We start from the raw sequence: 21,800 nt of genomic DNA, 5'->3' as shown, positions 1-21,800 counted from the left end.
ATCCTATGGCAAAAAGATTAGTAGTAGATCCCATTACAAGAATTGAAGGACACTTACGAATAGAAGCAATAGTTGATGAAAATGGCATAATCACAGAAGCATACAGTTCAGGAACTATGGTAAGGGGACTTGAAATCATCCTTAAAGGAAGAGATCCCCGAGATGCATGGGCAATTACTGAGCGGGCATGTGGAGTGTGCACGACCGTTCATGCTTTAGCAAGTGTTCGTGCAGTCGAAGATGCATTAAAAATCCAAGTTCCTCACAATGCGGAGTTGATTCGAAACTTGATGTTTTGTGCTCAGTATTTACAAGATCACGTGGTTCATTTCTATCACCTTCATGCTTTGGATTGGGTGGATGTGGTGAGTGCTCTCAAAGCCGACCCCAGACAAACATCACAACTGGCTCAATCTCTCTCTAAGTGGCCTAAGAGCTCTGTTGGTTATTTTTCGGATTTACAAAAACGATTAAAGTCTTTTGTAGAGAGTGGACAATTGGGTATTTTCGCGAATGGCTATTGGGGACATCCTGCTTATAAACTTCCACCTGAGGTCAATCTTTTAGCGGTTGCTCATTATTTAGAAGCATTGGAGTGGCAAAAAGAGATTATAAAAGTTCATGCAGTTTTTGGTGGAAAAAACCCCCATCCTAATTACTTAGTTGGTGGTGTTCCATATGCCATCAATATTAACGAAGCCAATGCCTTGAACTCCGAAAGATTAAACCTAGTAGGAAGGCTATTCAAGGAAGCAAAAGAATTCGTAGAACAAGTTTATATTCCTGACTTATTAGCAATTGCTGAGTTTTATAAGAATGAATGGACAAAATATGGTGGTGGACTCAAAAATTACTTAGCATATGGTGATCTACCTACAAAAAGTATTAATGAACCATCAAGCTTCCTCTTTCCGAGAGGTATAGTATTGGATCGAGATTTGACGAAGGTTCATGAAGTTGATCCTACAGATAAAGATGGAATAAAAGAATACATTGCTCATTCTTGGTATGAATACTCTAAGGGTGATAAAGAAGGATTACATCCTTGGGAAGGAGAAACAAAACTCAATTATACAGGTCCAAAACCACCATATCAGTATTTAAACGTAGAAGGCAAATATTCCTGGTTGAAAACACCTCGATGGAAAGGAAAACCAATGGAAGTAGGACCTTTGGCAAGATTAGTCGTAGGCTATGCTTCTGGAAGAAAAGATATCCAAGAGGCGGTTAACGCTGCGCTGAGAAAACTTAATGCACCAGTTGAGGCACTTTTTTCTACCTTGGGAAGAACAGCTGCAAGAGGTATCGAAACTCAACTTGTTGCAGAGTGGTCCTTACAACTTTATGATATGTTAATCCAGAACATCAAGAATGGAAACACCACAACTCATGCGAAGGAGAAATGGGATCCTGAAACATGGCCAAAAGAAGCAAGAGGTGTGGGAATGACAGAAGCTCCACGTGGTGCATTGGCTCACTGGATTGTGATCAAAGACAAAAAAATTGAAAATTATCAACTAGTGGTTCCTTCTACATGGAATGGTTCTCCCAAAGATCCGAATGGCATAAGATCCGCCTATGAAGAATCCCTGATTGGAACGAAAATTGCTCGCTTAGATCAGCCAGTGGAAATTTTACGAACAATTCATTCTTTTGATCCCTGCCTTGCTTGTGCGGTTCATTTGTATGACTCTGAAGGAAAACACATAACCCAAGTTCGAGTGATGTAAAATCAAACAAGGAGGGAAGCATGAAATTTGAACGAAAATACGTTTGGGAATGGCCTGTTCGATTATTTCATTGGATTAATGTTTTTTGTATTGTGGGTTTAACAGCTACTGGTTTTATCATAGGTAACCCTCCTGCCGTTCTATCGGAGTTGGAAGCTTCCCAGCAATTCTGGTTCGGAACAGTGAGGATGATTCACTTTATCTTGGCATATGTTTTGGTTTTGAATTTTGTTTTTCGTTTTTACTGGGGTGTTGTGGGAAATGAATATGCTAAGATATTTTCAAATTTCCCAAGAACAAAAGAAGATTGGGAAGCTATCAAAGATGTCTTGAGGACAGATATTCTCTTAGTAAAACTTGAAGGTCGTCCCTTTGTAGGGCATAATCCTGTTGCTTATCTGAGTTATTGGGTATTTTTCTTCTTGTTGGTTTTTCAGACTGCGACGGGTTTTGCTTATTATTCCCAAATGAGTGATGCTTGGTTTCCTCAGTTATTTAGTTGGGTGACGGTGATTTTGGGTGGTGAATATAATGTTCGATTTCTCCATCATATAACTACCTGGTTTTTTATTATCTTTGCTATGATACATGTCTACATTGCTGCCTATCATGATTATGTTGAGGGAACTGGTATCATTTCTTCGATGATTAGTGGCTGGAAATTTATTCCCAAAAAAGAAACCGAAAAAGAATGAAGCCTAATGGTATCAAGGTCCTAGTTTTAGGAATTGGGAATTATTTAATGGGAGATGAAGGAATAGGGGTTCATACAATTCAATGTTTAGAACAAGAGAAGTTTCCGCCTGAGGTCCAACTCCTCGATGGAGGAGTTGGGAATTTTCTTTTGTTAGAATCAATGGAGTCTTGTGAAAACTTGATTTTGATTGATGCTGCAAGTGATGGTAAACCTAAAGGAACAATTTCGAAAATCTTTCCCAAGTTTTCTTCGGATTATCCTCGAACCTTGACAGCTCACGACATTGGTTTAAAGGACCTACTCGATGCATTCTATTTGACTGGAAAGCAGCTACCCAACGTGGTTTTATTTACTGTAAGTATTGATTCTTTGCCCGAGAGTTTGACCACAGAACTTTCACCCGAGATGAAAAACGTCCTGCCCATTTTGTGTGATGAAGTAAAAAAAGAAATCCAAAACATACTCGAGTCCAAAAGATCATGAATCGTTCTGTCTTGCAAAATAAAAAAATCACTCGAAGAAGAATCGAAGTCTATGGGTATGTTCAAGGGATTGGATTTCGTCCTTTTGTGTATCGTTTGGCAAAAAACCATCAACTCACGGGATTTGTGTTGAATGATTATGGTAAAGTAATAATCGAAGTTCAAGGTAAAGAAGAAAACATCATAAACTTTATCGACGACCTTCAACAAAAAAAACCTTCCTTATCCCAAATTACGAAAATAAAAATCGAAGAAAAAGAACTTCAAGAAAGCGAAAGCGAATTCAAAATACAAAAATCAAACGAAGACAATGCGAAAGCCTTTTCTGATATTTTGCCTGATATTGCCATCTGTGATGATTGTAAGCATGAGTTATTGAATCCTCATAATGAAAGGTACTTTTTTCCTTTCATTACCTGCACTCATTGCGGTCCTAGGTATACTATCATTGAGAATCATCCCTATGATCGGATTCAGACCACGATGGCGGTTTTCGACTTGTGCGAGAATTGCCAAGAAGAATATCATAATCCAGAAGATAGAAGGTTTCATGCCGAGACGATAGCATGCCATCAATGTGGACCTATTTATATATTGTTGTCAAAGAAAGAAATTTTGGGATTGTCAAAAAATGAAACCCTTAATTACATTCAAAATCAGTTCAAAAAAATCTCGAGTTCATTCCCCAGCAAACAAGATAGAATCAAGTATAATCAAAGTTTGATTTTTCAAATCATAGAAATCTTACAAAAGCCGTCCATCTTGGCAATCAAAGGAATTGGTGGTTATCACTTAGCATGTGATCCTTTTCATGATGAAGTTACCAAACTTCTTCGGGAAAGAAAAAAACGAAAACAAAAACCCTTTGCTCTGATGTTCAAGGATATTTCGTCTATTGAGGCGTATGCTTACGTGAATGAGGAAGAAAAAGCATTACTTCTTTCTCCTCAAGCACCCATTGTGCTTTTAAGGTCCAAATTTCCTTTTTCTTCTTATGTGATACCACGAATACCAGGATCACAAAATTACATAGGAGCTTTTTTGCCATATGCTCCAATGCATTTTCTCATCATGCATTTCTATCAAAAACCATTGATTATGACCAGCGGGAATCTTTCTGATGAGCCTATTTTTTATCAAGAGGATGAGAATTTTTTAAAGATTTTCGAGCTTGCTGATTATGTCCTTATCCACAATCGAAGGATTCACACAAGGTGTGATGACTCAGTAATCAAAGTTCATCGAAAGAAAAGCATCATTTTTCGTATGAGTCGTGGATATACCCCAAAAGTATTTTCCTATGACAAACCCCATAAACCGATCTTGGCTCTGGGAGGAGAATTAAAAAATTCCATCTCTATTTTAGTGGATCACAAGCTCATCACTTCTCATTATATTGGAGATTTAGATAATTGGGATACCTTTCAGTCTTTTTTAGAAACCATGCAGTTATTTAAAAAACTTTATCGTTTTGAACCTGAATTTATTGTAGCTGATTATCATCCTAACTATTTATCCACTCAATGGGCAAAAGAAAAATTTTCCCATCAAAAAGAAAAGATTCTTTTTGTTCAACATCATCACTCTCATATTGCTGCGTGCATGTGGGAAAATCACCTTCAAAATAAAGTTTTAGGGATTGCTTTAGATGGAACGGGATTTGGAATTACGAAAGATCATCCAGAGGTTGTTGGAGGAGAAGTATATCTTGCAGACTATCTTGATTTTAAACATCTGGGAAGTTTGCTTCCCATGAAGCTCATTGGTGGAGAAAAAGCTATCAAAGAAGTAGATAGAATTGGAACTGCGTTATTGTATGAATTTTATCAATATTTCTACAAGGATGGAAATTTCTGGGAATGGTTCAAATCAAAGCCATATCTAGCCCACTTGTTTGAAAACTCTGAACGAATCAGACTCCTACTTTCCTTGATGGAAAAAAACTTATCGTTGGTTTCTACCTCGAGCTGTGGTCGACTTTTCGATGGGATTTCCGCCATTTTGAATGTATGTCTTTTTTCGGATTATGAGGGACAAGCAGCAATTTCATTAGAGCAAATCATTCAACCTCAAGATGTTGAGGATGAAAAAATTTATTCTTACAAGTGGGTTTTTCATCAAAATGGAATTCGTTATCTTGATTGGCGATACATCCTACGTGATATTCTACTGGATTTGGAATCAGGGGCTTCTTCATCTTTGATTGCTTTGCGTTTTCATCGAACATTAGCAAAAGCGTATTCTGATCTTGTGTTGGAGTTATCTCAACTTTATTCTGTTTACGATGTGGTTTTGACAGGAGGATGTTTTCAAAATACCTTTTTACTTGATTTTTTCGAAAAATATCTTTTTACTTTGAAGGTTCATACGCATAAAGAACTACCACCTGGGGACGGATCCCTTTCCATTGGTCAAATCCTTATTGCCAACGAAAGACTTATGAAAGGAGGTGAAAATGTGTTTAGCAATTCCTATGAAAGTTATCAAGGTGTTTGATTCTCAAGAAGCATTGGTGGAGTATAAGGGTATCGAAAAAAAGATTGATGTTTCTCTGGTTCAACCCGTTTGCGAAGGTGAGTTTGTGTTAGTTCACACAGGATTTGCCATCCAGAAAATCGACGAAGAAGAATTCCAAAAAACAATGGAAATCTTAGAAGAAGAAAGTAAAATTCGAGAAGAACTTTTCCCTCAAGATTGGGACTTAGATGATCCAGAACCCAAATTCATCAAATTTCCTTCATCATGAAAACGAATATCATTACGCTTTCTCATGGAAATGGTGGAAAACAAACCCATGAACTTATCGATAATGTGTTTCGTCCATTTTTTTCGAATCCTTATCTAAAGAACTTGGATGGAGCATTGGTCTCGTTACCTCAAAATCGAATAGTTGTTTCGGTAGATTCTTTTGTTGTTAAACCTATTTTCTTTCGAGGTGGAAACATTGGCAAACTTTCCATTACGGGAACCATCAATGATTTAGCATGCATGGGAGCAAAACCATTATTTATCTCAGCAGGTTTCATTCTCGAGGAAGGGTTGGAGATAGAAAAACTCAAAGAGATTCTTTTTTCGATGGCAGAAGAAATACAAAGACATCAAATTTTCTTCATAGCAGGAGATACAAAAGTGGTCCCAAAGGGAGAAATGGATTCTTTGTTTATCACAACCACTGGGATTGGTGTGCTTTTGGATTATCCCCCTTTGGGTTTAGATCAAGTTGAAGAAGGAGATGTGGTTCTTCTTTCAGGAAACGTAGGAGAACATGGAGCTACCATTTATCTGGAAAGAAATCAGTTGGAAATTGCAACAAATCTTTCGAGTGATTGTGATTCCATTTACTTTCAGGTTGAAGCAGTTTTGCGAGAATGTAAAAACGTAAAAGTGATTCGAGATCCCACAAGAGGAGGGTTGGCAACGGTCCTAAATGAATTCGTAAAATACCAAAATTGGGGAATAGAGATTTACGAAAATGAAATTCCCATCAAAGATGAGGTTCATGGCATTTGTGATTTATTGGGAATTGATGTAATGCATTTAGCTTCTGAAGGAAGGTTCGTCATGATCATTCCCGAAAAGGAAACAAAGAAGGCTCTCGAGGTCCTCAGAAGTTTCCCTGAAACCAAAGAAGCAAACGTCATTGGAAGAGTCACCCATAAATATCCCAGTCAAGTAGTGATGCACACAAGAATTGGTGGGAAGCGAATTTTATCGATGTTATCTCATGAACTACTTCCTAGGATTTGCTAACATGCACGAAATGAGCTTAGCACAATCTATCATCGAAATTCTTTTAGAAGAATTGGAGAAAGAAGATCAGGTTGCAGATAAAGTATTTTTAAAGGCTGGAAAATTACAACAAATCGTGCCAGAATCCCTAATGTTTTATTATGATATCTTCAAGGTTGAACATGCAAAACTAAAACAATCTACTTTGATTATAGAGATAGAAGAAATAGAAGGAAAGTGTCCTAATTGTCAAAAGGAATTTGTGATGAAGGAATTGTTCTTTCTCTGTCCTGATTGTCAGGTTGCTATCGAAATCACCAAAGGAAGTGAACTTTATATTGATAAAATTGAATTATTTTAAATTTTTCAGAGGAGTTAATCATGAGCACAACTACGCAAACAAAAGAAATCAAAATCGTAAGGAATGTGTTAGAAAAAAACAATGCTTTGGCGAATCGAATTCGAGAAATCCTCAATGAAAAACGTCAAAGCATGTTTAACTTCATGAGTTCACCAGGTGCGGGAAAAACTATGTTACTTGATAAGGTAATTGCTCTTTTGAAGCAAAAAGGCATATCTGTTGGAGTTATTGAAGGTGATGTCCAAACCGATAATGATGCAAGAAAGCTCCAGCATCACAACATCCCTATTGCGTTGATAAATACTTCTTTGTTTGGTGGAAGTTGTCATTTAGCATCGAACGTGGTCTTAGGAGCAATCGAAGAACTCAAAGACGAAGAAATGGATATCATCTTGATTGAGAATGTGGGAAATTTGATTTGCCCTTCTAGTTATGATACAGGTTCAGATTGGAACTTTGTGCTTCTTTCCGTGACAGAAGGAGAAGACAAACCCCTCAAATATCCAAGTATGTTTCGAAAAACCCAAAGTGCCATCATCACAAAAATGGATTTAGCAGAGGCTGTTGAATGTGATGTAGAACTCATCAAGAAAAATATCCATCAGATCAACCCGAATTCAAAGATATTCCTCACCTCAGCAAAGAAAAATATAGGGCTTGAGGAAGTTGTTGATTTTCTCATCCAAACCCATCAAAAGAAAATTGAGAGGCTCCAATGAAGCTTGCTCAACAAAAAGTTTCAATCCATGAAGCCTTTTTTAAGAAAGAGCGAATTCAAGGATTAGTAAAAAAAATCCAACAAGAAGTTCAAAAGGATCGGATCTATCGCATCATGGAATTTTGTGGGGGTCATACCCATTCTTTGTTGAAGTTTGGGATTTTAGATATACTTCCCGAAAACGTGCAGATGATTCATGGACCGGGTTGTCCAGTTTGTGTTTTGGCAATGGAAAGAATCAACTTAGCCATTGAATTAGCGAAACTTCCGAATGTGATTTTATGTTCTTATGGGGATGTTTTGCGGGTTCCAGGAAGCAAACGAAAAAGCCTTCTGCACCTCAAAGCTGAAGGCTACAACATCAAAATGGTCTATTCTCCACTGGAATGCTTAGAGATTGCAAAGAAAAATCCCGAAAAAGAGGTAGTCTTTTTTGCTATTGGATTTGAAACTACCACACCACCAACGGCAGTTTTAGTTCAACGAGCAAGGGAAATGATGATACTTAATCTCTCAGTGGTTTCGAATCATGTGCTTACACCTGCAGCACTTCATCATTTATTGAGTTCTTCGGATTCTCATGAAGAAGTCCAGATCGATGCTTTTATTGGACCTGGACACGTAAGCACCGTCATTGGTTATGAACCCTTTGAGGATTTTGTAGAGAAATACAAAAAACCGATTGTTATTTCTGGATTTGAACCAGAGGATTTATTACTATCTATCTTATATTTGATTCGAGCTCTGAATGATGAACAACCCAAATTGATGAATGAATTGATTCGTTCTGTGAAACGTGAAGGAAACCTAAGGGCAAAACAAGTAATTTCAGAAGTGTTCGAGCTTCGAGAATCATTTCGTTGGCGTGGATTAGGAGAAATTCCCTTCAGCGGTTTGAGGTTGCAAAAAAAATACGAAGAGTTTGATGCAGAAAAAAAGTTCCAAAAAGAACTTGAAGGAATCCCCGACATTTTACAAGCAAAAGAAAATAAAGCATGCATTTGTGGTAGAATTCTCAAAGGTTTGAATAAACCTTATGATTGCCCTGTATTTGGTAAAGTTTGCACACCCGAGAATCCTTTAGGTTCGTGTATGGTTTCTTCTGAAGGAGCTTGTGCGGCTTATTACTTGTTTAAGTTTGGTTGATGTTTTTTTGGGCTTGAGGCTAACTTCTTATCAATTTCGAAAAAATCAAATCACAATATGTCTTGTAAAAACCATGCTATAATTATGATGTTTGATGTAATCTAGGGCATCGGGTCTTGCACGAAAGCCGAAGAAAATCAATCGAATTTTATAGCCATGAAAGTTTTGTTTATGTTTTTTTTGGATCCGCTTTGTGATTTTTTCAAAACGTATCACTTCGTTAATGGTGATATTGCTTTTTGCTTCTCCTAGTACGATGTAGTTTTGGTCCTGAATTTTTCCTTTGATGAAGATATCGATTTCGTAAGTTTTTCCATTGTAATCGAAAGTTCGACGTTCCACTGATTCAATTTGCATATTCCAATGTTGCTTTAAAAGCTCGGGGACTAAATCCAATGCAAAATCTTCCAAAGAACCACCGATTGTTTCAGAAAGACCACCTACTTGTTTTTCTAAGCGTTTTTGGGATGCTTCTAATCGATAGTAAAGTTTTTTTAATTCATCAACATCGGCACGTAGTTGTTTATGATTTTCCGTGAGTTCTTTTACGGTTTGTTTGAGTTCATCGAGTTCAACTCGCATTTTTCCTTGGTTTTCTGTGAGCTGTTTTACTGCTTCTGAGAGTTCTTTTACGGCTTGTTTGAGTTCGTTGGTTTCGTTTTGATTATTATCAACTTTGGCTTGAAGGATTTTTTGGTTTTCTGTGAGTTCTTTTACGGCTTGTCTTAGTTCGTTGATATCGTTTTGAGTTTTGATGTAGTTTTCGTCAACTTTGGCTTGAAGGATTTTTTGATTTTCTGTGAGTTCATTTACAGCTTTTGTGAGTTCTTTTAGGGCTTGTTCTGTTTCGATTTTACTTTTCTTTTGTTCTTCTGAGACATGATTAACAGACTCAGTGAGTTTTTGGATTTGAAATTGGGTTTGTCGGTAAAGTTCCTTGAGTTCGTTGAGGTCATTGACTTTAAGAAGATATTGAAAGCTTTCATAAATGACCTCAGCGAGTTGACTGGCTTGTTCTTTGGGAAAAGTTTTCGAGAGCTTTTCAATCAGTTCTTGGAGTAAATTCATTGAATTCATATTACTGATTTTTTCTTGTTTGTCAATGTCAATAAGAAATAAAAAAATGCGATCCAATCCGCAGTCCAAGCCGTTTCCACAGTCAAGTCATGTCTTCAAGATCACAAAAGAATTCATGTGAGATTTTTCTTACCATTACGTGTACTTTGCCATTGTAGTTTTGTAGTGTTTTTTGGGTTTGCTTTTAGGGTGAGATTTTGAAGTTTTTTCGAATTCTTTAATGAAAAATAGCTTCAAATTTTAGAGAATGTTTTCGTGGAAATAAGGTTTTGTGAAGACTCACTTTGCAAGATTGATTATTTTCATTTCAATCTGTTAAATTAGTCAGTTTGAAGACTTTTGTTCGTTCTAAATAACAACTTCAGTTCCAAAGCTAATTTTCACAATGATATAGGTTTTATGGAACTCTGGGTTTTAGTAATTTGTTTTATTTGTTCTTAGGCATTACCATAAATTATGCTATCACAATCACCATCAAACAGGAATTTTGGGAGTTGAGGTTTTCCCTTTCATCTCGTTCGTGCCCCGTTTTTGGCTGTAAGACGAATTTTGATCTTTGATCTCGATTGAGTTTGTTATCGTAAAAAATCTTTGATTATTTATGAACATAACATAAAATATTAGACTTGAATTTCAGAAAAAAGTTTATCGTAGGTTTGATCTTCATCGCAAAAGCGTTTTTTAAGTTTTGATTGGTGATTTTAATGCAATCTTAAAAATTGTAAATAAAATATCTTGATTTTTGCATTGCAAAAAATAAAAAATATTCAATATTGTGTAATTTTGTTGTAAAAACAAATCCCTATTTTGAAGCCAAATGAAAACCTTTTTGGAGGTTAAAAAACTATGAATAAACCAAGAATATTCACGATAACCTTGATTACCCTGTTGATCGGGGTGGTAGGGTTGACCAATTGCCGGCAGAAGAAAGAAGACAATACAGCTCAGAATTTAGCGTTGTTGGCTTTGTTGACACCAACACCAAATGAACTCTCTGGGGAAATCACCTCAGATCGAACCATCTCTGGTGAAATACCTATGAAAGGAATAGTAGAGGTAAAAGAAGGAGCTACTTTGACTATTGAACCAGGAACGGTAATCAAAGCAGAAACGAAATCCCTTCTCGTAGTGCTACCCGGAGCGAAAATCATTGCCAGAGGAACAAAAGAGAATCCCATTGTATTCACCAGTGCAAAAAAAGAAGGGGAAAGAAGACCCTCTGACTGGGGTGGAGTCATCATCATCGGAAAAGCTCCCATTGAGGCTGTTCCCTCTGCACCAGTTACTGAAGGAGAGAGAAGATATTCTTATGGACCACCAGGGACTAATGAACCTAATGATAACTCGGGAGTGTTGGAATACGTTCGCATTGAGTTTGCAGGAGGTATCTTTGATGCATCAGGAAATGACTACAACAGTTTATCAATGTATGCCGTCGGGAAAGGCACAACGGTTCAATATATCCAAACCCACATGGGACGTGATGATGGTGTAGAGATCTTTGGTGGAAGGGTTGAACCAAAATACCTTTTGATTACGGGAATGGCAGATGACGACCTGGATGTCGACACAGGATACTTTGGAACTATAACAAATGTATTGGGATATAAATATCCATCAAAGTATAATGTCTCTTTTTCTGATGATCCAAGAGGAGTAGAATTAGATGGAGTTGATAGTACCCAAAATGCTCGGGCGACATTTGAATCAAGGGGTGGAGGCGTCTATATAGTAGAAAATTTTACTTTTGTAGGTGCTGTGGAAAGTGTGACAGGTGGTATCCGGGTTCCTGTTTCTTCTAATGAGGTAAGAGAAGGAATCATAAGAAATTGTGCAGTGGTTACTTTAAGGTTTGGTCAGTTTTTCGGATATTTGAGAAGATTTGAAAATCCTTCGAACGCATCTGGTCAGAGTTGCCCTGACATCTCAACAGGCCGAACTGAAATTACTCTTCAAGATGTTCAAGTTACCGCGGGTACTCTAGCTCCTGAAACTACAGCTCGAACACACTTTTTCGGAACTGATAATTTAAATAATACTGCTGAACGTAAGATTAATGGAAGTCAATGTATAAATGGTACCGGTACCCCTGTATGCAATGATCAAAATATAACTCAAATCACAAATCCAGCATCAGGAAACTCAACAGGAACGAGACCAACATCTCCACCAGCTAATTCTATTTTTGAACTTGTTCCAAGAGTTTACAACGAGAGCTTACAAAACTACGAACGAGCTGAGTTTAATCTCCAAAAAATTCGAGCCTTTAAAGTTGGCAATCAACAAGTTGACTGGACCAAAGACTGGACCTATTGGAAGCATGAATAAATCTCCTGCCCCATTCGTGGGGCATTCTTTTTTGTTTATGAAAGTCTGGTTTTTTTTGTCTGCGGTTTTAGTTGTATCTTGCTACCAAGACAAGATAGATAAACGGAAAGAATGGGTTCTTCAGTATCGTGGCAAGGTTCAAGAAAGCTTCCGAGGAGAACCTACGATTGAGGATTTGCTGAGAAAATTTTTTACGGAACTACAGACCACAAAAAATATCGAACCCTATCTTGTGTCAGATGATGAGTACTTAAAAGTTTACTGGTCCAACGAGAGTTGGGATAGGATTTTGGATGCAGGTAGTAATTTTGATACCCTTTTGAGATTAAGACAAGTAGGTTTCCACAAGAACGTTCAAGACGTCAAAAGAAATTTTCCTTATACAAAACATCAATTCGCATCGTATGAGATTGAAGATACACAAATCCAAGAAATCAACGAGATTTATTTTTTGCGAAGGGTGCTACTCAAGCACAGAGACGAAATCGTCAGTGTTGGATTTGTGAAAACCATCCTCAAACACAATGGGCAACATAAAATTTTAGGAATAGGCGAATATGATTAAAAATAAAAGAACTTCATTATTGCTTGCTTATATTGTTTATATCTCAACGATTATTTCAAAACTGATCACAAAGGAGTATTTAATGAAGCGACTGATATTTTTGTTTTTGTTGGTATTGGCTCCTGTTTCTCTTTTATCTCAGACTGCCACTATCACAGGTCGAGTCATCGATGCACAGACAGGGCAGCCAATGTTAGGAGTGGCGGTGGTAATACGGGAAATTGGGGCATTCACGCAGACTGACTTTGACGGACGCTATAGTTTAAGCGTTCCTCCCGGAACTTACAACGTGATCTTTCAAATCATCGGATATGATACCAAAACCCAACGAGTTACCGTGTCTGCCGGTCAGAACTTCTCTTTGAACATCACGATGGGGGTTCAAGTTCAGGTCCTCCAAGCTGTGATTGTCGAAGAACGAGCCCTCAACGATACCGAAGCCAGCCTACTGGCATTACAGAAGAAAGCTCCGGTAGTCTCAGACGGAATCAGCCAAGAAGCCATCAAACGAAGCCCCGATTCAACTGCGAGCGATGTAGTCAAACGAGTCACAGGTGTGACCGTAGTGGGAGGTAAATACGTCTTCGTTCGTGGTTTGGGAGAAAGGTATTCCAACACCATGTTGAACGGAAGCATCCTACCATCTCCTGAGCCCGAAAAAAAAGTCGTGCCTTTGGATTTATTCCCAGCTCCTTTGGTAAAAAACATTCGTATCATAAAAAGTTTTGTGCCAGAAGACCCTGCTGAGTTCTCAGGTGGGTTAGTCAAGATTGAAACTGTCGAATATCCCGATGAATTCATTTTCAATGTGGGGGTCGGTATTGAACGAAATTCCATCACAACGGGAAAAGAATTCCAAAAGATCAAGCGAACAGAACCCTATGACTACTTGGGCTTAGGACCCAGTAGTATATTAGGTTTGAACAAAGGATGGGGATTGCCAGGTATTGCCGGAGCTCTGCCTTTGCCAGTGTCGTTGAACCCAGGGCGATTTTTTGTGACGGATTCAATTGCTGACTTAGCATATTTATCTTTTGATCAACGATGGGCACCAGCCAACATAAAGGCACCCGAAAATTACAGCTTTAATTTATCGATTGGAGATTCCGTTTTTAATCGAAAATTTGGTTATCTGTATAGCACCTACTACAAAAAAGAATACGAACAATACAATGCGATTGAATATCGTTGGTATGGAAGTTATCTTTTAGCTGGAACTTGGTTTCCAGAGTTAGCATATATTGAACCAGATTATAACCAGCTTCGACTTGCTAACTACAATTCCGAAAAAGTGATTTGGGGAAACAACATCAACTTGGCATACCGTATTACAAACCAACAACAGATTTACTTGAAGACTTTTTTTTCTACCAATTCTGATAAAAACTTTCGGGATTCTTTCTCGAGGATTGTGGTTCCTGACAATCAACTATTCATAACAGAGACTTCATACTATGTGGCAAGGGAAATTTTCAGTGTGACTCTTGGAGGACGTCATGGAATCCAATACATCCAAGAAATGAGACCCCATATCCTCACATGGCACTATAACATTGCGGGGGCTTCTCGAGATGAACCCGATCGAAAGAACCGAGTTTGGACCAGAAGCTTTGGCACTGATGAACCTTTGAAAGTAGGACAGAACGACGGGTTTGTCTTTTATAGCTTTGCAGTGGATGATGTCACTAACTGGAATGTGAGTTACGAATTAGAATATCCTCAATGGGATGGGTTAAATTCCAAACTCAAATTTGGAATTGATACTTACGAACGCACAAAAAACTTCAAATCCAAGGACTACAAATTAGAGCGATTAAAAGATTTAAATGAATTTGACTTTTATCCTGTCCCAGGAGATTTTACATTTAATATCTTTCGTTTGCTTGAAAATGAGTATCAATTCTATGAACGTTCAGCTTTACAACCCGATGCTTTTGAGTCCATCTTAGAAGTAAATTCCCGTTATATCCAAACGGACTTGCCTGTAGTAGCGAACTTGCGGGTGATTGCGGGGGTTCGCCAAGAAGAAACCTATCAAAAAACATGGACCCGAGAACTCACCAGCACAAATTTGGTTGATTATATCGATCAACAGTGCACACCAGAAGGCTTTCCTACGGATTTTCGATTCATTTTGGTAGATAACAAAATCTGTCCTATTGACGACTATGGAGTAGGAGATTATCGAGCAACAGACACCCTACCGTCTTTGAACGTAGTTTATGAAGTGGTTAAAGATCAAAACATTCGTTTGGCATATTATGAAAGTATCACTCGACCCGATGCAAGAGAATTATCTGAATTTTTATTCACTCCCTACTTTGCAGGAGAAATCTACGCAGGAAACAGCACCCTTAGACGTACTCGATTGAAAAACTACGATGCTCGATGGGAATGGTATATCACTCCCGAAGAATACGTAGGAGTATCTTACTTCATAAAAAACATCACTGATCCAATCGAACTAGTAGGAACACCACGAACAGGTGGAGGAAATAAGATATATACTTTCATCAACTCCGAAAAAGGAGAGATTAAAGGATGGGAATTTGATTTTCGTAAAGATTTCTTGAAGTTCTTTCGATTAGAGTTGAATTTTTATTTCATCGATTCGAATGTTGAAGTGATATCACCAATAACAAGAGAGCTCATTGCTCGTGGTTTCTTCCCATTGTATGATAAGCGAGTTACTTTAGCACCTACAAACCTAAGACGTCCACTACAAGGACAATCAGATAATGTTTATAACCTAAAGTTTTATTACTTCTTTGATGAAGAAAAGAAATTGGGCTACGTAGGACTGTTGTATAATTATTTTAGTGATCGAGTTCTATTCGTTGGAACAGCGGGTGAACCGGATGTCTACGAAAAAGGAAAAGGTTTCTGGGATTTTGTTGCTGCATATAGTCCTATCGAAAATCTTAATGTGAAATTTAGCATCAAAAACATTTATAATCAAGGCTTCGAAACCTATCAAAAATCCAACCTTGGCGGATACAAAGTGCCATACGAATCCTACAAGCGAGGAACCGACTACTCCCTCAGTGCCAGCTATAAGTTTTAATAAAATTCTGTCATAGCACCCCACCGAACCATAAAGGCAAATCGCCTTTGTGGTTTTTTTATTTGAGATAGTAAAAAAAATTTGTAAAACTAATTTACAAATTTTAGTTATGAATTTTTATTAGCCATAAACAATTTGCTATGATCAAAAATCTATCTGGCTTTTGATGAAGTATTGGCGATCTACTTTTCTTGCACCAATCAAATCCTTGTCTTGAAGGAAATTTGGCAAAGCAAATTGATTAACAATCCACTGCGAGAAGTTGTTTTGTGTGTAGCTTCCGATGTTTCGTGCTTGTAGTGGAGTGATTTTGTAAGGATCTCCATTTTTTGTCGTTGATGTTTTTTCAGAACCTCCAATCGCTACTCGAAGTCGAGCATTCGGACTATATTCCAACGCAATCAGAGTCGTAGAAAAGCGGGATTTCCCAAAATCAATTTTTTCTGAACGAACCCATTGAACTAATTTCTCCAAATTAACGTCTCCTATCACTCCATTTTCTTTGTAGTCCTCTAAGAAAAACTGATTGAGAACGGAAATTCTTTCTTGTGGTTGTAATCGCCCAGTATGGTTCCCGTTATCCGTTGTAAGGTAGTATCGAGCTACTAAACTCCATTCTCCAAGTTTCGTGTGAAAGTAAATATAATTTACCCAACCATAAGCATCCGCTGTGAAGAAATAATTTTGGTTTAAGAAATCCAATGGATTGAAACTCTGAGTTGAAATTTTTTTCAATAAAGAAGAATCAATTTTGTATGAAGCTTTTCTTCGATCTTTTTTATAGATTTGTCCCACACCCAATGTAAAACGCAAATTATTTCCTCGAAGGAGGGTATCCAATTCCCAACCAACGCTTTCGTCTCTTTTGGCTTTTGGACTACCTCGTAAAATCTCCCATTCTCCTTTGATGAAGTCAATCTTGTTGAAATATTCATATTCCGTTCGATGAACACCCATCACATTTTCATAAAAAAAAGGGATGTGAAGTAAAATCATCAATGGTTGATTTTCCTCGTCCCCCAATGGCATCAGAGTTCCCCGTCCATAGATGCTATATCCGTAGGAATCCCCAGCTCCTCTTGCTAAATCGGGTAGGGTTTTGTTTCGAATATCTTGAGCATTTCTTTTTCCTACACCTTCTCCATGAGCAAAAAGCAAATATCCCAAAAAGTATTTGCTTATAAACTCCAAACCAGCTCCAATGTCACTCGTTGTAGTAATCCCTACTTGATCCCACATGGAACGTCCTTCTTCATCTAAATAACGAAACCTCCAAATGCTTTCTAAGTTGTATCTACCTCCCGTTGTGGTAGGAGTATTTTGAAGCCCCACAATCATGTTGAGGTTTGCGACGATAGGGAAGCTAAAAAAAGCAAATTTAAAAAACGTCCTTCGAAAGTCATTACTTCCACGGAGGGCATCTCCTTCTAATGTAATATGATACCTCCAGTCTTTGAATCTTCCTTCTTTGACTCTTCCATCAATCCGAACGAAAATACGGCTCAAAGTAAATCCTTGGGTAGGACCTGTGTCAACAACTCCTTTTTGAGAGTCAATGCTATCAAACCCCACCCAAAAATACCCGTGTAATCGAAAGTTTGTGAGTCCCCATTCTCTGTCAAACCAATCCGTTTCCCATCCAAACAAACTGATGGGAAGACTAAAACAAACGAATATGGCAATCAAAAATGTTATGAACTTCTTCATAGAGGAATAGAATTAAACATTTTTTTTTTTCATTGCAACAAGAAATAATGACATTTCGTAATTACAACTTTATGAACAAAAGGGAAAAAATAATAATTTTTTAGGAATTGTTTGATAACTCAAAGATTGAAAATAGAGCTGATTTTTTTGATATTTTAGTGTATGAATTTATGATTGAGTTCCTAAGCATTTAGTCATTAGATGTGAAACAAAATTGATCTCAAGTTTGTTGTTTAAATCAAAGTCAATTTAATGATAAATGAAGTTTCTCAAACTCACACCGAAACTTAAATTCTAAGCTTCATCAAAACGAAATGGATCGAAAACAATGTCTTAATCTTGATTTACGAATTAACACTAAAAAGCGAACATAGAGTTGTTTTTCTCATGATTGGTGCTCAGCTCGGATGTAAACTGTCATAGAAGACAAAAATCACTCGCCTACTCAAACAATCCACCATAAGCCGATTGTCATAATTATGATAGAAGCTTAATTCTGGGGTTGTACGTTCGGTTTCGGTGTATCGTCGTTTTGTCTCAATTATCATCTCGAAGTCCAGAAAGATTATTTTTTCGTTTTATTGTGAAATTTCTTTTGGCAATTCTGTATTCTTACCCTTCTTTGAGTTTGTTAATCAATTTTTCATATTCATGATATACATCATCGGTGAAGGCAACAAAAAACACCTTCTCTGGTAATGCATGTTGTTTCAATTCTTCCAAAACAGTATGGACGGCAATCGGAACCGCTTTCTCAATGGGATATCCGTAAGCCCCTGTGCTTATGGATGGGAAAGCGACTGTTTTACATTGATACTCTCTTGCTAATAACATACTTTTTCTGTAGGCTGATTGGAGTAGTTCTGGTTCTCTGTTGTTTCCTCCACGCCAGATCGGTCCTACCGCATGGATTACGTATTTAGCAGGTAGTCGATAACCTTTGGTGATTTTTGCATCGCCTGTGTCGCAACCTCCAAGTGTTTTACATTCCTCTAAGAGCTCTGGACCAGCAGCTCTATGGATGGCACCATCAACACCTCCACCTCCCAGTAAAGTATTGTTTGCAGCATTCACAATCGCATCGACATGAAGTTTCGTAATATCACCCTTTACAAGTTCAATCCTATCTAAGACTTTCATGATTCTTTGTAAATCTAAACTTTCTTTTCTATCAAGTAATTTTATGTAAACGTTCTTTTTTTTGATTCTTGTTGTTTTGCTGAGTTATTTTGATAAGTAATTTCAGAAAAAGCCCCAAAGAGAGCCTATCATTAGGCATTGGAAACAAGACGTAAGCAATCCCTAAATCTTTATGGGATTTTGTATTTTAGAGATTGTTCGGTTTCCTTTTCGCCATTTTCGCTTAGATATATCAGGTTGTGATTTCTGATGAGGTCTGTTTTTGTTGGTTTTCAATCGTTTCCAAAATCCTGTCAATTTTGTTAAGAAACGTTTTGATTTTCATTTTTTTGGGCTTGATTGCTACAATGAGATAAGCATTCAAGAACTTGCTCGCATATTCTTGGAAGACTTTTTTATTGCTAATACTTTCGTAAATTACGGGGACATCGTCATAGGCTACGACCATTCTATTTGCACTCTCTGGGACCTGTACTGGTTGTTTTCATATCCGACGTAGATTCTGCTATCATCTTCGGTGAGATTTTGTTTTTTTTGTGAGTTCTTCCTCAATCTTCGTCAAAGATGTTGCTGTTTATGATTGTTGATGATCTCAAGCCGTAGTCCATAAGAAAGACCAAAATTCGAATTCATAAAGTTTTGGCTTCTATATTGTATATCTCCATGCCGAACTGCGTCTTGCAAGATATTACTATTTCTCAGAGCTCTTCGGACAATCTCAAACTTCTCCTCGTTGAATGATAGAAATTATTTTCTAATCTTTCTTCGATTTCCCTTAAAGATTGGATAGAATTTCTGATATGGGATCGAAGGCTATTGCTATGTTCAGAGTGGTTTTGATATTCGGCTCACTCCATCGTCTTCTTTCGATACAAAAAGTATCAATTAGACTTTCACTTCTTTGATTAACAATAAAAGAGTGTCTTATCGGTTCTTCCTTTCTCCAAGAAGAATATCACCATCAAGCACGATGATGTTTTGGCTCATATTGTTAATCGCCATGAGTTGTTCAGCACGACCAGTCTCTTTACCAGTCTCTTTAATGGATAAACCCTCACCAGCTTGATTGTCGCTGATCAGGTTGTTAATTTGACGTTCATTATCTAACCAGTAAATTTTAAGGTTATTTTTTAATTTTATTTCATTTAAATTGTTGTTTTCATATCATTGATTAAAGTTAGAAAGAGTTGTTTCATAAAATGAGAAAAATTTTGTATTTTACAAAAATTTTTTTGAAATATGCCTCAGATAAAACTGTTCGTTTCAATGGAGCTAAAAAAATCTGAGAGGCTACGAAATGTATTTATTGTTACTTACATGTCTTGCGTTTTGTGTGTAATATAGAAAGAAGTTTGAGCTTGTATGTATTATTATGTTTTTTTGACTTTGATTTTTTAAATTTGGCTTTGTGAAGAGGGATTAATTCTTAATAAGTTGAAACAATCACTACATTTTTTTGATTTTGAAATTAGCTGAGTTTAGAAAATATTTTCTATTCATATAAAAACTTTATAAATCAAATTTATAAATCAGTTTTATAATATTTCTTACTTTATGTAAGTTCGTTTTCTTATTTTTGTATCAAGTGGTTTTCGGCGAAACTGTAGTAGTTTGTTTCAGAAAAAATCAGGTGGTCCAAAATGGGGATATTTAAAATTTTACTGGCATCCAATAAAGCTTGAGTAGTTTGTATGTCTTCTTCACCTGGAAGAAGATTTCCTGAAGGATGATTGTGAGCAATAATGATTGCATTGGCACGATCTTCAATTGCTAAAGCAAAAACCTCTCGGGGGTGAATCATAGTTCGATTTAAAAGTCCTTTTGTTACCAGATGAACGTTCAAGATTTCGTTTGCGCCATTGAGGGTTACTACGACAAAGCATTCGTGTTTTCGATTAGCCAAATGAGAAATTGCCATGAATACATCTTGAGCGTTCCTAACTTTCCGAGGTAGGGGTTTCCATTTTCTTCGAAAGAATTCCATTGCCGCTATAATCAATAAAGCCTTTGCTTCTCCAATTCCCGGGATTTTGAGGAATTCGTCCATTTCAGGTATGGTTTTGGTTTTGTCAATAATATCAATCACTTGTTCGGAGATTTGTAGGACGTTAAGTCCTTTGATACCCGAACCTAATATGATTGCCATGAGCTCTAAATCCGTCAATGAGGAAATCCCATTTTGCTTGAGTTTTTCCCTTGGTCTTTCCTCAATAGGAAGTTCTTTAATGGAGAGGTTCTGAAACGGAAATTTTGTGTTCACATTAAATAAAATCTATCTTTTTGATGATTTTACAAAGTTTTTTTATGTTTTTTGTGTTTTTTTTGAAGTTTTTGATTTCAATGGTGCACTTTTAGTGGTTTTCTGAATGAAAAATTGATCACAAAATTGAACTAAGGTTTGTATGTTTTCGAAATGAAGAATTAAATTCAGTCTGCCGGGAATATCCAAGATGATGTCTCGTCCTTGACCGAACTTCAGGAGGGTTTCGGGAAAAATCCACTCATCCTGCCATGCCACAATCGGATAAAATTCCTCATATAAAAGAGCATTCATTTTATAAGTTAGCAAATATTCACTTCTCGGAACAATATCTTTAAAAATGGGAAGAAAAGTTAAATATCTATATATCTGAGAACCCCAAAAGGGAGTATCCAACGTGATGATTCTATGGATCTTTTTTCTTGCTTCGTCTGAAAGTGAAAGAGAAATTAAACCACCATTGCCATGTCCGATGAGGGTGATTTTTTTCAAATCTGATTGTGTCAATTTTTGAGATAATCTTTGAGAATGTTTGTATATACTTACAAAAGGATTATAGCAATAATAAAAAAAAACCTGATAATCACTCTTTTTGAAATAATGCCTCATGATAAAATAAAAAAAAGGCGGAGTCAAAATATCTGTAACAATCAAAATTGTTCCCTTTTTTCCTTTCTTGTAGGGCAAGAGAGGAATATAGAGATAAAATGTAAAAAGCTGTAATACCAAAAGAAGAACTTCTATGATCCAAGAAATGATCACTTTTTTCCTTGACGGATGATTCATACTACCATTT

18 protein-coding genes are annotated in these 21,800 nt (G+C 37.0%); 12 read left to right on the top strand and 6 right to left on the bottom strand.

Going from position 1 to position 21,800, the window contains the following annotated elements; all coding sequences use genetic code 11:
• Positions 1 to 5 precede the first annotated feature (5 nt).
• From NZ853_00255 to hypD, 9 genes are read left to right on the top strand one after another with little or no spacing between them, the layout of a single operon-like run.
• The gene (locus NZ853_00255) at positions 6 to 1,730 is read left to right on the top strand and encodes a nickel-dependent hydrogenase large subunit (protein ID MCS7204109.1); all 1,725 of its coding nucleotides are present in this window, start codon (positions 6 to 8) and stop codon (positions 1,728 to 1,730) included.
• Between the two features lie 20 nt (positions 1,731 to 1,750).
• On the top strand, positions 1,751 to 2,425 hold the full coding sequence (gene cybH / locus NZ853_00250) for a Ni/Fe-hydrogenase, b-type cytochrome subunit (protein ID MCS7204108.1): 675 nt from the start codon (positions 1,751 to 1,753) through the stop codon (positions 2,423 to 2,425).
• Positions 2,422 to 2,910 carry a hydrogenase maturation protease gene (locus NZ853_00245; protein ID MCS7204107.1) on the top strand — a complete coding sequence of 163 codons (489 nt, stop codon included), beginning with the start codon at positions 2,422 to 2,424 and terminating at the stop codon, positions 2,908 to 2,910. Before cybH ends, NZ853_00245 begins: the two co-directional genes overlap by 4 nt.
• The gene (locus NZ853_00240; protein ID MCS7204106.1) at positions 2,907 to 5,405 is read left to right on the top strand and encodes a carbamoyltransferase HypF; all 2,499 of its coding nucleotides are present in this window, start codon (positions 2,907 to 2,909) and stop codon (positions 5,403 to 5,405) included. Before NZ853_00245 ends, NZ853_00240 begins: the two co-directional genes overlap by 4 nt.
• Positions 5,365 to 5,655, top strand: coding sequence for a HypC/HybG/HupF family hydrogenase formation chaperone (locus NZ853_00235; GenBank protein MCS7204105.1), 291 nt, complete (start codon positions 5,365 to 5,367; stop codon positions 5,653 to 5,655). The genes NZ853_00240 and NZ853_00235 overlap by 41 nt, the downstream gene beginning before the upstream one ends.
• On the top strand, positions 5,652 to 6,659 hold the full coding sequence (gene hypE / locus NZ853_00230; protein ID MCS7204104.1) for a hydrogenase expression/formation protein HypE: 1,008 nt from the start codon (positions 5,652 to 5,654) through the stop codon (positions 6,657 to 6,659). Before NZ853_00235 ends, hypE begins: the two co-directional genes overlap by 4 nt.
• Positions 6,634 to 6,999, top strand: coding sequence for a hydrogenase maturation nickel metallochaperone HypA (locus NZ853_00225; GenBank protein ID MCS7204103.1), 366 nt, complete (start codon positions 6,634 to 6,636; stop codon positions 6,997 to 6,999). Before hypE ends, NZ853_00225 begins: the two co-directional genes overlap by 26 nt.
• Before the next feature lie 20 nt (positions 7,000 to 7,019).
• A complete protein-coding gene (hypB, locus tag NZ853_00220) occupies positions 7,020 to 7,718 on the top strand; it encodes a hydrogenase nickel incorporation protein HypB (protein MCS7204102.1) in 699 nt (232 codons plus the stop codon).
• Positions 7,715 to 8,863, top strand: a complete 1,149-nt coding sequence (gene hypD, locus NZ853_00215; protein MCS7204101.1) for a hydrogenase formation protein HypD — start codon at positions 7,715 to 7,717, stop codon at positions 8,861 to 8,863. The genes hypB and hypD overlap by 4 nt, the downstream gene beginning before the upstream one ends.
• 45 nt (positions 8,864 to 8,908) lie before the next feature.
• Here hypD and NZ853_00210 read toward each other — a convergent pair whose 3' ends face one another.
• Complete coding sequence (locus NZ853_00210) at positions 8,909 to 9,931, bottom strand: hypothetical protein (protein ID MCS7204100.1); 1,023 nt, start codon at positions 9,929 to 9,931, stop codon at positions 8,909 to 8,911.
• Positions 9,932 to 10,786: 855 nt separating this feature from the next.
• On the opposite strand from NZ853_00210, the gene NZ853_00205 reads away from it, so the two are divergent.
• The 3 genes from NZ853_00205 to NZ853_00195 all read left to right on the top strand — a co-directional run bounded on the left by NZ853_00205 (position 10,787) and on the right by NZ853_00195 (position 15,897).
• Positions 10,787 to 12,268, top strand: coding sequence for a hypothetical protein (locus NZ853_00205; GenBank protein MCS7204099.1), 1,482 nt, complete (start codon positions 10,787 to 10,789; stop codon positions 12,266 to 12,268).
• Between the two features lie 37 nt (positions 12,269 to 12,305).
• Complete coding sequence (locus NZ853_00200; protein MCS7204098.1) at positions 12,306 to 12,833, top strand: hypothetical protein; 528 nt, start codon at positions 12,306 to 12,308, stop codon at positions 12,831 to 12,833.
• A gap of 82 nt (positions 12,834 to 12,915) precedes the next feature.
• Entirely contained in the window at positions 12,916 to 15,897 is a 2,982-nt protein-coding gene (locus tag NZ853_00195; GenBank protein ID MCS7204097.1) for a TonB-dependent receptor, read from the top strand.
• Positions 15,898 to 16,041: 144 nt separating this feature from the next.
• Here the strand turns inward: NZ853_00195 and NZ853_00190 are convergent, their stop codons facing one another.
• The 5 genes from NZ853_00190 to NZ853_00170 all read right to left on the bottom strand — a co-directional run bounded on the left by NZ853_00190 (position 16,042) and on the right by NZ853_00170 (position 21,766).
• Positions 16,042 to 17,604: a hypothetical protein gene (locus NZ853_00190; GenBank protein MCS7204096.1), complete on the bottom strand. Its 1,563-nt coding sequence runs from the start codon at positions 17,602 to 17,604 to the stop codon at positions 16,042 to 16,044.
• 612 nt (positions 17,605 to 18,216) lie between these two features.
• On the bottom strand, positions 18,217 to 18,744 hold the full coding sequence (locus NZ853_00185) for an O-acetyl-ADP-ribose deacetylase (protein ID MCS7204095.1): 528 nt from the start codon (positions 18,742 to 18,744) through the stop codon (positions 18,217 to 18,219).
• Between the two features lie 232 nt (positions 18,745 to 18,976).
• Entirely contained in the window at positions 18,977 to 19,192 is a 216-nt protein-coding gene (locus NZ853_00180) for a hypothetical protein (GenBank protein MCS7204094.1), read from the bottom strand.
• Between the two features lie 1,122 nt (positions 19,193 to 20,314).
• Positions 20,315 to 21,004, bottom strand: coding sequence for a DNA repair protein RadC (radC, locus tag NZ853_00175; protein MCS7204093.1), 690 nt, complete (start codon positions 21,002 to 21,004; stop codon positions 20,315 to 20,317).
• Between the two features lie 42 nt (positions 21,005 to 21,046).
• Entirely contained in the window at positions 21,047 to 21,766 is a 720-nt protein-coding gene (locus NZ853_00170; GenBank protein MCS7204092.1) for a hypothetical protein, read from the bottom strand.
• Between the last annotated feature and the right edge of the window lie 34 nt (positions 21,767 to 21,800).

It is taken from the genome of Leptospiraceae bacterium, assembly GCA_025059995.1.
Taxonomy (GTDB): domain Bacteria; phylum Spirochaetota; class Leptospiria; order Leptospirales; family Leptonemataceae; genus SKYB61.
This window is presented reverse-complemented; position numbering and strand designations above follow the sequence as displayed.

What these genes read in the sequence shown, in the direction of transcription:
- NZ853_00255 (MCS7204109.1), top strand. Translation starts at nt 6, where the DNA reads ATGGCAAAAAGATTAGTAGTAGATCCCATTACAAGAATTGAAGGACAC.
- cybH (MCS7204108.1), top strand. Translation starts at nt 1,751, where the DNA reads ATGAAATTTGAACGAAAATACGTTTGGGAATGGCCTGTTCGATTATTT.
- NZ853_00245 (MCS7204107.1), top strand. Translation starts at nt 2,422, where the DNA reads ATGAAGCCTAATGGTATCAAGGTCCTAGTTTTAGGAATTGGGAATTAT.
- NZ853_00240 (MCS7204106.1), top strand. Translation starts at nt 2,907, where the DNA reads ATGAATCGTTCTGTCTTGCAAAATAAAAAAATCACTCGAAGAAGAATC.
- NZ853_00235 (MCS7204105.1), top strand. Translation starts at nt 5,365, where the DNA reads ATGTGTTTAGCAATTCCTATGAAAGTTATCAAGGTGTTTGATTCTCAA.
- hypE (MCS7204104.1), top strand. Translation starts at nt 5,652, where the DNA reads ATGAAAACGAATATCATTACGCTTTCTCATGGAAATGGTGGAAAACAA.
- NZ853_00225 (MCS7204103.1), top strand. Translation starts at nt 6,634, where the DNA reads ATGAACTACTTCCTAGGATTTGCTAACATGCACGAAATGAGCTTAGCA.
- hypB (MCS7204102.1), top strand. Translation starts at nt 7,020, where the DNA reads ATGAGCACAACTACGCAAACAAAAGAAATCAAAATCGTAAGGAATGTG.
- hypD (MCS7204101.1), top strand. Translation starts at nt 7,715, where the DNA reads ATGAAGCTTGCTCAACAAAAAGTTTCAATCCATGAAGCCTTTTTTAAG.
- NZ853_00210 (MCS7204100.1), bottom strand. Translation starts at nt 9,931, where the DNA reads ATGAATTTACTCCAAGAACTGATTGAAAAGCTCTCGAAAACTTTTCCC.
- NZ853_00205 (MCS7204099.1), top strand. Translation starts at nt 10,787, where the DNA reads ATGAATAAACCAAGAATATTCACGATAACCTTGATTACCCTGTTGATC.
- NZ853_00200 (MCS7204098.1), top strand. Translation starts at nt 12,306, where the DNA reads ATGAAAGTCTGGTTTTTTTTGTCTGCGGTTTTAGTTGTATCTTGCTAC.
- NZ853_00195 (MCS7204097.1), top strand. Translation starts at nt 12,916, where the DNA reads ATGAAGCGACTGATATTTTTGTTTTTGTTGGTATTGGCTCCTGTTTCT.
- NZ853_00190 (MCS7204096.1), bottom strand. Translation starts at nt 17,604, where the DNA reads ATGAAGAAGTTCATAACATTTTTGATTGCCATATTCGTTTGTTTTAGT.
- NZ853_00185 (MCS7204095.1), bottom strand. Translation starts at nt 18,744, where the DNA reads ATGAAAGTCTTAGATAGGATTGAACTTGTAAAGGGTGATATTACGAAA.
- NZ853_00180 (MCS7204094.1), bottom strand. Translation starts at nt 19,192, where the DNA reads ATGGTCGTAGCCTATGACGATGTCCCCGTAATTTACGAAAGTATTAGC.